10 protein-coding genes are annotated in these 13,020 nt (G+C 67.6%); all 10 read left to right on the plus strand.

What is annotated here, in order from left to right; genetic code table 11:
- Nucleotides 1-13: 13 nt before the first annotated feature.
- The 10 genes from pntB to KUD94_RS11310 all read left to right on the plus strand — a co-directional run bounded on the left by pntB (nt 14) and on the right by KUD94_RS11310 (nt 13,013).
- A complete protein-coding gene (pntB, locus tag KUD94_RS11265) occupies nt 14-1,429 on the plus strand; it encodes a Re/Si-specific NAD(P)(+) transhydrogenase subunit beta (RefSeq protein ID WP_218237298.1) in 1,416 nt (471 codons plus the stop codon).
- Nucleotides 1,430-1,485: 56 nt separating this feature from the next.
- The gene (locus KUD94_RS11270) at nt 1,486-3,168 is read left to right on the plus strand and encodes a long-chain-fatty-acid--CoA ligase (RefSeq protein WP_218237299.1); all 1,683 of its coding nucleotides are present in this window, start codon (nt 1,486-1,488) and stop codon (nt 3,166-3,168) included.
- Nucleotides 3,169-3,211: 43 nt separating this feature from the next.
- Nucleotides 3,212-3,970 (plus strand): 5'-methylthioadenosine/adenosylhomocysteine nucleosidase, encoded by a 759-nt coding sequence (locus KUD94_RS11275; RefSeq protein WP_218237300.1) that lies wholly within the window; start codon nt 3,212-3,214, stop codon nt 3,968-3,970.
- A gap of 500 nt (nt 3,971-4,470) precedes the next feature.
- Complete coding sequence (gene kdpF / locus KUD94_RS11280; protein ID WP_218237301.1) at nt 4,471-4,569, plus strand: K(+)-transporting ATPase subunit F; 99 nt, start codon at nt 4,471-4,473, stop codon at nt 4,567-4,569.
- A 110-nt stretch (nt 4,570-4,679) separates the two neighbouring features.
- Entirely contained in the window at nt 4,680-6,374 is a 1,695-nt protein-coding gene (gene kdpA, locus KUD94_RS11285) for a potassium-transporting ATPase subunit KdpA (protein ID WP_218237302.1), read from the plus strand.
- Between the two features lie 15 nt (nt 6,375-6,389).
- The gene (kdpC, locus tag KUD94_RS11290; protein ID WP_218237303.1) at nt 6,390-7,061 is read left to right on the plus strand and encodes a K(+)-transporting ATPase subunit C; all 672 of its coding nucleotides are present in this window, start codon (nt 6,390-6,392) and stop codon (nt 7,059-7,061) included.
- A gap of 2 nt (nt 7,062-7,063) precedes the next feature.
- Nucleotides 7,064-9,184: a potassium-transporting ATPase subunit KdpB gene (gene kdpB, locus KUD94_RS11295; RefSeq protein WP_218237304.1), complete on the plus strand. Its 2,121-nt coding sequence runs from the start codon at nt 7,064-7,066 to the stop codon at nt 9,182-9,184.
- Between the two features lie 45 nt (nt 9,185-9,229).
- Entirely contained in the window at nt 9,230-9,436 is a 207-nt protein-coding gene (locus tag KUD94_RS11300) for a hypothetical protein (protein WP_218237305.1), read from the plus strand.
- Nucleotides 9,433-10,257 (plus strand): TorF family putative porin, encoded by an 825-nt coding sequence (locus tag KUD94_RS11305; protein WP_218237306.1) that lies wholly within the window; start codon nt 9,433-9,435, stop codon nt 10,255-10,257. The genes KUD94_RS11300 and KUD94_RS11305 overlap by 4 nt, the downstream gene beginning before the upstream one ends.
- Before the next feature lie 20 nt (nt 10,258-10,277).
- Nucleotides 10,278-13,013, plus strand: coding sequence for a DUF4118 domain-containing protein (locus tag KUD94_RS11310; protein ID WP_218237307.1), 2,736 nt, complete (start codon nt 10,278-10,280; stop codon nt 13,011-13,013).
- Nucleotides 13,014-13,020: the final 7 nt, after the last annotated feature.

Raw genomic sequence — 13,020 nt, forward strand, 5'->3', positions numbered from 1 at the left:
AAAGAGAACAACCATGTCCGCAAGTCTCGTGACGGTGGCCTACCTGGGCGCCGCCATCCTCTTCATCCTGAGCCTGGGAGGGCTCTCCAACCCCGAAACGTCGCGCCGCGGCAACCTGCTGGGCATGATAGGCATGACGATCGCGGTGCTGGCCACGGTGCTGGGCCCGCGCGTGCACGCTTCGGGCATCGCCTGGATCATCGCCGCGCTGGTGATCGGCGGCGGCATAGGCTTGTGGGCCGCACGCATCGTCAAGATGACGCAGATGCCCGAGCTGATCGCGCTGATGCACAGCCTGGTGGGCCTGGCCGCGTGCATCGTGGGTTTTGCGAGCTACGTCGACACCTCGATCCAGTTCGCGGGCGCGGAGAAGGTCATCCATGAGGTGGAGATTTACCTCGGCATCCTGATCGGCGCCTACACCTTCTCGGGCTCCATCATTGCTTTCGGCAAGCTCTCGGGCAAGATCGGCGGCAAGCCCGTGCTGCTGCCCGCGCGCCACTGGCTCAACCTCGTCGTGCTGCTGGTCATCGTCTGGCTGGGCAAGCTGTTCCTGGCCGCGCCCGATGCGCAGGCGGGCATGGCGCCGCTGCTCGTGATGACGGTGCTGGCGCTGCTGCTGGGCGTGCACATGATCATGGCGATTGGCGGGGCGGACATGCCGGTCGTGATCTCCATGCTCAACAGCTATTCGGGCTGGGCAGCGGCGGCCACGGGCTTCATGCTGAGCAACGACTTGCTCATCGTCACCGGCGCGCTGGTGGGCTCCTCGGGCGCGATCCTCTCCTACATCATGTGCAACGCGATGAACCGCAACTTCGTCAGCGTGATCGCCGGCGGCTTTGGCTCGGGCGGCGGCGCGGCGGCGGCCAAGAAGGGCGACACCAGCGAGCCGCAAGGCGAAGTCACGCCGATCAGCGCCGCCGAGACCGCCGAGCTGCTGCGCGAATCCAAGAGCGTGATCATCGTGCCCGGCTACGGCATGGCGGTGGCCCAGGCGCAGCACACGGTGTTCGAGATCACGCAGACGCTGCGCGACAAGGGCGTGCAGGTGCGCTTTGCCATCCACCCGGTCGCGGGGCGCATGCCCGGCCACATGAACGTGTTGCTGGCCGAGGCCAAGGTGCCCTACGACATCGTCATGGAGATGGACGAGATCAACGAAGACTTCCCCGACACCGACGTGGCCATCGTCATCGGCGCCAACGACATCGTCAACCCCAGCGCGGCCGAGGACCCATCCAGTCCGATCGCCGGCATGCCGGTGCTTGAAGTCTGGAAGGCCAGAACCAGCATCGTGATGAAGCGCTCCATGGCCTCGGGCTACGCCGGCGTGGACAACCCCCTGTTCTACAAGGACAACAACCGCATGCTGTTTGGCGACGCGAAGAAAATGCTCGATGAGGTGTTGGCTGCCCTGAAGGCATGAAGGCCGTCTGCGCCCAACCCACCCCCATGCACAACATACCCGCAGGAGACACTCCCATGACCGACCGCCCCTGGCTTGCCGCCTACCCGCAAGGCGTACCCGCAGACATCGACCCCACGCAGTACCAGTCGCTGGTGCAGCTGATGGAAGAGGCTTTCACCAAGTTCGCCACGCGCACCGCCTACACCTTCATGGGCAAGGACACCACCTTTGCCCAGACCGACGCACAAAGCCGCCAGATGGCCGCCTACCTGCAGAGCCTGGGCCTGGCGCGCGGCGCGCGCGTGGCGCTGATGATGCCCAACGTCCCGCAGTACCCGATTGCCATGGCGGCGGTGCTGCGCGCGGGCTACGTGGTAGTCAACGTCAACCCGCTCTACACCCCGCGCGAGCTCGAGCACCAGCTCAAAGACTCGGGCGCGCAGGCCATCATCATCCTGGAGAACTTTGCCCCGACGCTGCAGGCCTGCCTGAGCGCCACCGCCGTCAAGCACATCGTGCTGTGCGCCATGGGCGATCGCCTGGGGCTGGTCAAGGGCGCGCTGGTCAACTACGTGGTGCGCAATGTCAAGAAGCTGGTGCCGCATTTCGAGCTGCCCGGCGCGGTGCGCTTCAACGACGCGCTGGACAAGGGCGCAAGCCTCACGCTGGACAAGCCCCGGCTCAAGCCCGACGACATCGCGCTCTTGCAGTACACCGGCGGCACCACCGGGGTATCCAAGGGCGCGGTGCTGCTGCACAGCAACGTCATTGCCAACGTGTTGCAGTCCGAGGCCTGGAACGAGCCGGTGATGAAACAGGTGCCGGCCGGTGAGCAGCCCACCTCGGTGTGCGCGCTGCCGCTCTACCACATCTTCGCGTTCACGGTGAACATGATGCTGTCCATGCGCACCGGCGGCAAGACCATCCTGATTCCCAATCCGCGCGACCTGCCGGCGACGCTCAAGGAGTTGTCCAAGCACACCTTCCACAGCTTTCCGGCGGTCAACACCTTGTTCAACGCGCTCGCCCACCACCCGGACTTCGACACCGTCAACTGGAAGAACCTGAAGGTATCGGTGGGCGGCGGGATGGCGGTGCAGGCGGCCGTGGCCCAGCTCTGGCTGGAGAAGACCGGCTGCCCCGTGTGCGAAGGCTACGGCCTGTCGGAGACCAGCCCCTCGGCCAGTTGCAACCCGGTCACGGCCAAGGAATTTTCCGGCACCATCGGCGTGCCGATTCCCAGCACCTTCATGCGCATCCTGGACAACGACGGCAACGACATCTCGGCGAGCGGCGAGCCCGGCGAAATCGCGATCAAGGGCCCGCAGGTAATGGCCGGCTACTGGCAGCGCCCCGATGAAACCGCCAAGGTCATGACAGCCGACGGCTACTTCAAGACCGGCGACATCGGCACCATGGACGCACGCGGCTACTTCAAGATCGTCGACCGCAAGAAGGACATGGTGCTGGTGAGCGGCTTCAACGTCTACCCCAACGAGGTGGAAGGCGTGGTCGCGCGAATGCCCGGGGTGCTCGAATGCGCTGTGGTCGGCGTGCCCGACGAGAAGACCGGCGAGGCGGTCAAGCTCGTCATCGTGCGCAGCGACCCCCATCTCACCGAGGAGCAGGTGCGCGAGTACTGTCACGCCAATCTCACCGGCTACAAGCGGCCCAAGTACGTCGAGTTCAGCACCGAGGAGCTGCCCAAGTCGCCCGTGGGCAAGATCCTGCGGCGCGAGCTGCGCAAGAAGAAATGAGCGCCGGCCCGGCGCCCACCCGCCGCCAGGCGAGCGAGCGCCCATGCCCATAGCCATCGTCAGCGCCCTGACCGAAGAGCAGGGCAGCCTGCTGCAGGCGCTGCAGCAGCCGAGGCGCCTGCAGCATGCGGGGCGCGAGTTCTGGCGCGGGCGCCTGGCCGGGCGCGAGGTGGTGCTGGTGCTCTCGGGCATAGGCAAGGTGGCGGCCGCAATCACCGCCACGGTACTGCTCGAATGCCTGCACGCGCGCTGCATCGTCTTCACCGGCGTGGCCGGGGGCCTGGGTGAGGGTGTGCAAGTGGGTGACGTGGTCGTGGCCACGCACTTCCTGCAGCACGACATGGACGCCTCGCCCATCTTCCCGCGCTGGGAGGTGCCGGGTTATGGGCGTGCGCTCTTCCCTTGCGACGCTGCCTTGAGCGCTCCGTTATTGGAAGCTGCCAGCGCTTGTCTGACAAGCGATAGCGCCACATTTGACCAAGAATTTGCAGGGACGCGGGCTGCACGCGCCCACCACGGCCTGATCGTCAGCGGCGACCGCTTTGTCAGCACCTCGGCCGAATCGCAGGCGCTGCGCAGCGCGCTCGCCGGTGCCGGCCATGCGGCGCTGGCGGTGGAGATGGAAGGCGCGGCCGTGGCCCAGGTGTGCGCGGACTACGGCGCCCCGTTTGCCGCGCTGCGCACCATTTCGGACCGCGCCGACGACAGCGCGCCGGTGGACTTCAGCCGCTTCGTGCGCGAGGTGGCCAGCCGCCATACCGAGCGCATCATCAACGTATTTGCGCGTTCCCTGGCGGACTGACACGCCAGCGCGTAGTCTCTCAAGCAGCGGCAAGTCGTGTCCCGGGTTCGCCGGCATGTCGCATAGCACTACGCGCTTGCCCAAATCGGGTGAAAAGCAACCTTAGTCCCCTTCTGTACTCTTCCGAAGGCAACAGAGCAGAGCTGCGTCATTACCCGCCACGCGCTGCGGCCGAGAACGACGGCATGCTCGCACAAGTGGGTGCGGTTTGGGACAACGCTGAACGATGGTACCCGCCCAGCACTGGGAAGGGCTGCAAGGCGCAAACTACAACAGTAGCCGAGGCTATTGCGAAGATTTCCAATACCTCAGACAACCTCCGCATGTGATGCGCTGCGCGCACCGGGCCATTCCAGCGTTGCGCCTTGGCGTAGCAGCGCATGACCGGGCCCTCGTCTGGCCGCCGTTCTTGATAGCTTCTTGATTTACCAACCGGCAATCTTCACGACACTTTGATGTAGTGGGTTCTAGCATTCGTTCATCGAATTGCTGGGGTCGGCATGGGGTTTCTCACTTTCATTTATTGGCTGGCTGGGGCTGGCGCGCTGGCCTTGTTTGCCTATTTGGGCTACGCACTGCTGCAGCCCGAGCGGTTCTGACGGGGGATCACATGCAAGACCTTGTCTTTATCGGCCTCGCGGTCGGCTTCTTCACCGCTACCGCTGCCATCCTATTGGCGCTGGTGCGCCTTTGATTCTTGAAAGATCTCATGGCTCTCAATGGCATTGAATTTTTGGTGATGCTGGCCATGATGGCTGGCCTGGCCGTCGTCATGGGCCGCTGGCTGGCTCGCGCCTTCACCGGCGAGGCGCACTGGGCGGTCGAGCGCCTGAGCTACCGCGCGCTGGGCGTGGACCCGGCCGAACGCATGGGCTGGGCGCGCTACGGCCTGGCGCTGCTGCTGTCTAACGCCGCCATGATGGCGCTCGCCTACCTGCTCTTGCGCCTGCAGGGGTTGCTGCCGCTCAATGGCCTGGGCAATGCGGCGCAGGCGCCCGACCTGGCCTTCAACACGGCAGCGTCCTTCATCACCAACACCAACTGGCAGTCCTACTCGGGCGAGATCAGCCTGTCCAACGCCACGCAGATGGTGGCCATCACCTTTCTGATGTTCTGCGGCGCCACCGCAGGCGTGGCGGCGGCGGGCGGTTTCATTCGCGGCCTCTCGCGCGCCAGCAGCCAGGATGTGGGCAACTACTGGGTGGACTTCATGCGCGTGCTCTGGCGCGTGATGCTGCCGCTGTGCTTCGTGATGGCTCTGGTCTACGTGTGGCAGGGCATGCCGCAAACGCTGAGCAGCCAAGCCGTGGTCACCACGGTGGAAGGCGCACGCCAGCAAATCATCCTGGGCCCGGTGGCCAGCTTCGAGACCATCAAGCACATAGGCACCAACGGCGGCGGCTTCTTTGGCATGAACGCGGCACACCCGTTCGAAAACCCCACGCCGCTCACCAACTTGCTGCACATCCTGTCGATGCTCTTGATTCCGTCGGCGCTCACGGTGACCTTCGGCACCGTGCTGGCGCGCAAGCGGCAGGGCTGGGTGTTCTTTGGCGCCTTTCTCGTGATGTTCATCGGTTTTCTGGCGTTGGTGTACGGCGCCGAGCAGGCGGGCAACCCGCTGCTCACGCGCGCCGGCGCCGATCAGGCGATCAGCAGCACGCAGCCCGGCGGCAACATGGAGGGCAAGGAGCTGCGCTTTGGCATTGCCGACACGGCGCTGTTCGTGGCGACGACGACGGCAGCGACGACCGGCTCGGTCAACGCCATGCACGATTCGCTCACCCCCATGGGCGGCTTTGTGCCGCTGGCGCAGATGATGCTCAACTGCGTGTTTGGCGGCGACGGCGTGGGCTTCATCAACCTGATTCAGTACGCCATCCTCACAGTCTTCCTGGCCGGCATGATGATCGGGCGCACCCCCGAATTCTTGGGCAAGAAAATCGAGGCGCGCGAGATCAAGCTGGTGATGCTGTCGGTGCTGGCGCACCCCGCCTCCATCCTCGGCTTTACCGCGCTGGCCAGCCTGTGGCCCGATACAGGCGCGAGCCTCTCCAACCCCGGAGCGCATGGTTTCTCAGAGGTGCTGTACGCCTACACCTCGGGCACGGCCAACAACGGCTCGGCCTTTGCGGGCCTGAACGCCAACACGCCGTTCTTCAACACCACCATCGGCCTGGCCATGCTGGTGGGCCGCTACCTGACGTTGCTGCCCATGCTGGCCGTGGCCGGCTCGCTGGCGGCGAAGAAGGCGGTGGCCGCCGGCCCCGGCACCTTTCCCACCGCCACGCCGCTGTTCATGGGCCTGCTGGTGTTCGTGGTGCTGGTGGTCGGCGGCCTGACGTTTTTGCCGGCCCTGGCGCTGGGCCCGGTGGTCGAGCAGCTGCAGATGCTGCAACCGTAAGCAGGGAAAGAAAAAATGAATACCTTGAACGTTCCCACTGCAGCGCTGCCGGCCGCGACATCGCCGCTGCAGGGCTTGCTCGGCCCCTGCCTGCGCGGCGCCCTGTTTGTGGCGTTGATGACCGGCGTGGCCTACCCCCTGGCCACCACCGGCGTGGCGCAGCTGGTGTTGCCGCACCAGGCCAACGGCAGCCTGATCGAGCGCGGTGGCGCGGTGGTCGGCTCCGCCCTCATCGGCCAATGGTTTGAGGGCGCAGGCTACTTTCAGCCGCGCCCGAGCACCACCCAGGCGCCCGATCCGCAGGACGCCAGCAAGAGCCTGGCCGCGCCCTACAACGCCGGTGCATCGTCGGGCAGCAACCTGGGCCCCACCAACCCGGCGCTGATCGCCAGCGTGCAAGAGCGCGTGGCCGCCTACCGCCAGGCCAACGGTTTGGCGCCTGACGCCGCTGTGCCGGTGGATGCGGTCACGGCCTCGGCCTCGGGGCTGGACCCGCATGTATCGGTGGCCAATGCCGAGTTGCAAGCCGCGCGCGTGGCACGCGCCCGTGGCCTGGCTGCGGTGCAGGTGCAGCAGCTGGTGCAGCAGCACCGCGAAGGCCGCGTGCTGGGCCTGCTGGGCGAGCCACGCGTGAACGTGCTGCGCCTGAACCTGGCGCTCGATGCCCTCAAGGGCGGCAAGGAGTGAATATGAACGACAAAAAAACGCTGCCGCTGTTCGACCGTGCGCTGGCGGGCCAGGCGCTGCGCGATGCCGTGCGCAAGCTCGATCCCCGAGCGCAGTGGCGCAACCCGGTGATGTTCGTGGTCTACCTGGGCTCCATCCTCACCAGCATGTTGTTCGTGCAAGCGTTGGGCGGGCAGGGTGAGGCGCCGGCGGGTTTCATCCTGGCGATCGCGCTGTGGCTGTGGTTCACGGTGCTGTTCGCCAATTTCGCCGAGGCACTGGCCGAGGGGCGCAGCAAGGCGCAGGCCGCGTCCCTGCGCGGACTCAAGAAACAAACTTGGGCCAAGAAGCTCAAGGCTGGGCCGTACGAGGCCGCGCACGCGCGCAGCGAACTGAGCTGGACGCCCATCGAGGCCAACAACCTGCGCAAGGGCGACATCGTGCTGGCAGAGGCCGGCGACGTGATTCCGGCCGACGGCGAGGTGATCGACGGCGTGGCCTCGGTGGATGAATCGGCCATCACCGGTGAATCGGCGCCGGTGATCCGCGAGTCGGGCGGGGATTTTTCGGCCGTGACCGGCGGCACGCGCGTGCTGTCGGACTGGATCGTGGCGCGCGTGGCGGTCAACCCGGGCGAGACCTTCGTCGATCGCATGATCGCCATGGTGGAGAACGCCAGCCGCAAGAAGACGCCCAACGAAATTGCGCTGACCATCCTGCTGGTCGGGTTGACGCTGGTGTTCCTGCTGGTCATCGTCACGCTGTGGCCGTTTTCCAGCTTTGCCGTGGCGCAGGCCGGCTCGGGCAGCGTGGTCAGCCTGACGGTGCTGGTGGCGCTCTTGGTGTGCCTGATACCGACGACCATCGGCGGCCTGCTCTCGGCCATTGGCGTGGCCGGCATGAGCCGCATGATGCAGGCCAACGTGATTGCCACCTCGGGCCGTGCGGTGGAAGCGGCGGGCGACGTGGACGTGCTGCTCTTGGACAAGACCGGCACCATCACCCTGGGCAACCGCCAGGCCAGCAGCTTTATTCCGGCGCGCGGCGTGAGCGAGCAGCAACTGGCCGACGCCGCGCAGCTCGCCTCGCTGGCTGACGAGACGCCCGAGGGCCGCAGCATCGTGGTGCTGGCCAAGCAGAAGTTCAATCTGCGGGAACGCGAAGTGGAGAAGCTGGGCGCGCACTTCGTGCACTTCACGGCGCAGACGCGCATGAGCGGCGTCGATTTGGGTGATGGCCGCTGCATCCGCAAGGGCGCGGCTGAGGCCGTGCGCAAGCATCTGGAGGCGCTGGGCGGCCACTTTCCGGCCGATCTGCAACAAGCGGTGGATGACGTGTCGCGCCGCGGCTCCACGCCGCTGGTGGTGGCCGAAGCCATGGCCGCCGCCGGCGGCCCCGCACGGGTTCGGGCTCTCGGCGTTGTCGAGCTCAAGGACATCGTCAAGGGCGGCATCAAGGAGCGCTTTGCCGAGCTGCGCCGCATGGGCATCAAGACGGTGATGATCACCGGCGACAACCGCCTGACGGCAGCCGCCATCGCCGCCGAGGCCGGCGTGGACGACTTCCTGGCCGAGGCCACGCCCGAGGCCAAGCTGGCGCTGATCCGCGACTACCAGGCCAAGGGCCAGCTGGTGGCCATGACGGGCGACGGCACCAACGACGCCCCGGCCTTGGCCCAGGCCGACGTGGCCGTGGCCATGAACACCGGCACGCAGGCGGCCAAGGAGGCCGGCAACATGGTCGATCTGGACAGCAACCCGACCAAGCTGATCGAGATCGTCGAGACCGGCAAGCAGATGCTGATGACTCGCGGGTCCCTGACCACCTTCAGCGTTGCCAACGACGTGGCCAAGTACTTCGCCATTATCCCGGCGGCCTTCATCGGGACCTACCCGCAGTTGGCGGCGCTCAACGTCATGGGTCTGGCCAGCCCCTCGTCGGCCATCCTGTCCGCCGTGATCTTCAACGCGCTCATCATCGTGGTGCTGATCCCGCTGGCGCTCAAGGGCGTGGCCTACCGCGCCGTGGGCGCCGCCGCGCTGCTGCGCCGCAACCTGTTGATCTATGGCATTGGCGGGCTCATCGTGCCCTTCGTTGGCATCAAGCTGATTGACATGCTGATTGCGGCATTGCGCCTTGCATGACAATCGCAAGCAGCTATCTTATTGATAGTCAACGGGAGGCCGAGCATGGACACGCCCGGCTGGGTTGACGTGGCCAGCGCCTTGGTCGCGCTGGTGGTCAGCGTGCTGCCGCTGTTGCTGGCGCGCTGGCTGATTCTTCGGCGCCAGGACGGCGATACCGATTCACACGAACCGCCCTCGACCCTGCCCTCCGACACCGCGCCGCCGCGCGCGCGGCACGTTCATTCTTCCCGCACCCGGAGCCGCCCATGACAACCCCCCAATCTTGTCTGCTCTACGGCGCCTTGCTGCTCGGCGCCTGCACCCCCGCCCTGGCGGAGGCGCACGTGTCGGCCAACCTCAACGGGGTCAGCCAATACCGCTTTCGCGGCATTGACCAGACCTGGGGCCGCCCCGCGCTGCAAGGCGGCGTGGACTGGTCGCACCCCGATGGCTGGTACGCCGGTCTGTGGGCGTCCAACGTGAACCGGCGCAGCTACCCAGGCGGCGGCGCCGAGCTGGACTTGTACGGCGGCTACAACGGCAAGCTGAGCGAAGACTGGAGCGTCACCGTCGGCCTGTACGGTTACCTCTACCCCGGCGCCAACCTGCGCCACACGCGCTGCCCCTCGGCCGCCTTCGGCGCGCCCTGCGGCGCGTTGCCTGGCCAGCGCTACGACACGCTGGAGCTGAACGCCGGCGTGGGCTGGCGGTGGCTGAGCTACAAGCTGTCGGTGTCGGCCACCGACTATTTCGGCGCCAACCCCACCACCGGCTACAGCCATGGCTCGCGCGGCACCCTCTACCACGACCTGACGGCCACCGTGCCTCTGCAAGACTCATGGAGCCTGATCCTGCACACCGGCTACACCGATATTCGCGCCCGCGTTGACGGCCACAATCCCAGCTACGCCGACTGGCGCGTGGCCATGGCCAAGACCTTTGAAGGCGGCTGGAACGCATCCGTGGGCGTGGTGGGCGCCACCAACAAGCGCTTCTATCGCCCGCCCACGGGGGGCCTGTCGGCCACCGATGGCGCCATGCGCGCGCTCAACCGCCCGGTGCTGGTGCTGCAGGTCGGCAAGACGTTCTGACGCCGCGCATACCATAGGCCATGCCCACGTCCGCCCCCGCGCCCGACGTCGATCAGCGCCCCGACCCCGATGCGCTGCTGGCGCGGGTGCGCCAAGACGAAAAGCAGGCCGGGCACGGCCGGCTGAAGGTGTTCTTCGGCGCCTCGGCCGGCGTCGGCAAGACCTACGCCATGCTGTCGGCGGCGCGCACGGCGCTGGGGCAGGGCGTGCCGCTGGTGGTGGGTTTGGTGGAAACGCACGGCCGCGCCGAGACCGAGGCCGTGGCCGAGGGTCTGCCGCGCCTGCCCCTCAAGGCGGTGCCCTACCGCGAGCGCGTGCTGAACGAGTTCGGCCTCGACGCCGCGCTGGCCTTCGGGCTCGAACACGCCGGTGGCGCCCAGCCGCCGCTGGTGTTGCTCGATGAGCTGGCGCACAGCAACGCCCCCGGCTCGCGCCACCCCAAGCGCTGGCAGGATGTGGAGGAGCTGCTGGCCGCCGGCATCGACGTGTGGAGCACGATGAACGTGCAACACCTGGAGAGCCTGAACGACATCGTGGGTGACATCACCGGCGTGCGCGTGTGGGAAACGGTGCCTGACCACATCCTGGACGCTGCCGACGAGGTGGTGGTGGTCGATCTGCCGCCCGACGAGTTGCTGGCGCGCCTGGCTGCCGGCAAGGTCTATGTGCCGCAGCAAGCCGAGCGCGCGGCGGCCCATTTTTTTCGCAAGGGCAACCTGATCGCGCTGCGCGAACTGGTGTTGCGCCGCGCCGCCGACCGCGCCGACACCCAGATTCAGCACTGGCGGCGCGCCAACGCTGGCGGCGGCGAGCAGCCCGTGTGGGCCACGCGCGAGGCGCTGCTGGCCGCCATCGGCCCCAACGGCGGCGAAAACGTGGTGCGCCGCGCCGCGCGCCTGGCGGCGCAGTTGGACGTTCCCTGGCATGCCGTGTTCGTCGATGTGCTGGGGCAGCGCCTTGGCGAGGCGGCGCGCGAGCAGGCGCTGCGCGCGCTGCGCCTGGCGCAGGAGCTGGGCGCCACCACGGCCACGCTGGCGGCGCCCGAGCTGGCGCCGGCGCTGGTGGGCCATGCGCGCGAGCACAACCTCTCGCGCCTGGTGATGGGCCGCAGCCGCCGCCGGCCCTGGCGGCTGCCGCTGGACGAGCAGGTTGGCCGCATCGCGTCCGAGCTCGATGTACTTCAGGTGGCGCTATCCAAAGTGGATCGCCAAGGCGCGACGCAGCCTGCGCGCGGCGCCGATGTGTCCCGCAGCAACTGGGCCGGTTATGGCTTTGCCGCCGCCTGGTGCCTGGCGCTGGCGCTGCTGGCGCAGCCGCTGGCTGGCGTGCTGGAGCTGACCAACATCGTCATGCTGTTTCTGCTGGTGGTGGTGGTGGTGGCGCTGCGCCACGGGCGCGCGCCGGCGGTGCTGGCCGCGTTGCTGGGCGTGGCGCTGTTCGATTTCTTTTTTGTGCCGCCGCGGATGTCACTGGCGGTGAGCGACGTGCAGTACCTCGTCACCTTCGCGGTGATGCTGGTGGTGGCGCTGGTGATCGGCCAGCTCACGGCCGGCCTGCGCGCGCAGGCGCACGCCGCCAGTGAGCGCGAACGCCGGGTGCGCGGGCTCTACCAGATGTCGCGCGAGCTCTCGGCGGCGCTGCTGCCCGAGCAGGTGGCCGAAATCGGCGCGCGCTTTCTGCGCGGCGAGTTTGGTGCGCGCTCGGCCCTGCTGGCCCTGGGCGACGACGACAAGCTGCTGCTGCAACCAGGCGCCGACGCTGAGCTCGACCCCGCCGTGGCGCAGTGGTGCTTCGACAAGGGCGAGCCCGCCGGGCGCGGCACCAACACGCTGCCGGCCAGCGCCTGCCTGGTGTTGCCGTTGACCGCGCCCATGCGTCGGCGCGGCGTGCTGGCGGTGCAGCCGGCGCAAAGCAGTTCGCTGGCGCCTGAACAGCGCCAGGTGCTCGACACCTGCGCTTCGCTGTTGGCGATTTCGCTGGAGCGCATCCACTACGTGCAGGTGGCGCAGCAAAGCACGGTGCACATGGAGTCCGAGCGCCTTCGGAACTCGCTGCTGGCGGCCATCTCGCACGATTTGCGCACGCCGCTGGCGGCCATGGTCGGCTTGGCCGACACGCTGGCGCTGACGGGCGCGCCCTTGCAGCCGCAACAGGCCGAGGTGGTGCAGGCCATCCGCGGCTCGGCCTTGCGCATGAACGCCCAGGTCAATAACCTGCTGGATATGGCGCGGCTCGAAGTCGCCGAGGTGCAACTGAGCCGCGCCTGGCTGCCGCTGGAAGAAGTGGTGGGCAGCGCGATCGCCACCTGCTCGGGCTCGCTGGCGGGGCGCGCGGTGGCCACGCACCTGGCGGGCGAGCTGCCCCTGCTGCACCTGGATGCCGAGCTGATGGAGCGCGTGTTCGTCAACCTGCTGGAAAACGCCGTCAAGTACACGCCGCAGGGTTCGCCCCTGGACTTGCGCGCCACGCTCGATGGCGCCGAGGTGGTGATCACGCTGGACGACCACGGCCCGGGCCTGCCGCCGGGGCGCGAGGAGGCGGTGTTCAAAAAATTCGAGCGCGGCACGCGCGAGAGCGTCACCCCCGGCGTCGGTCTGGGCCTGGGCATTTGCCGCGCCATCGTCCAGGCGCATGGCGGGCGCATCGTCGGCGTCAACCGGATGGAGGGCGATCGGGTGCGCGGCGCGCGCTTTACCATTCGCCTGCCCGTGGGCCAGCCGCCGCTGGACGACGGCAGCGCCCAATCGCCGGTTTGACTCGCCC

It is taken from the genome of Comamonas sp. NLF-1-9, assembly GCF_019195435.1.
Classification (GTDB): domain Bacteria; phylum Pseudomonadota; class Gammaproteobacteria; order Burkholderiales; family Burkholderiaceae_C; genus Comamonas_C.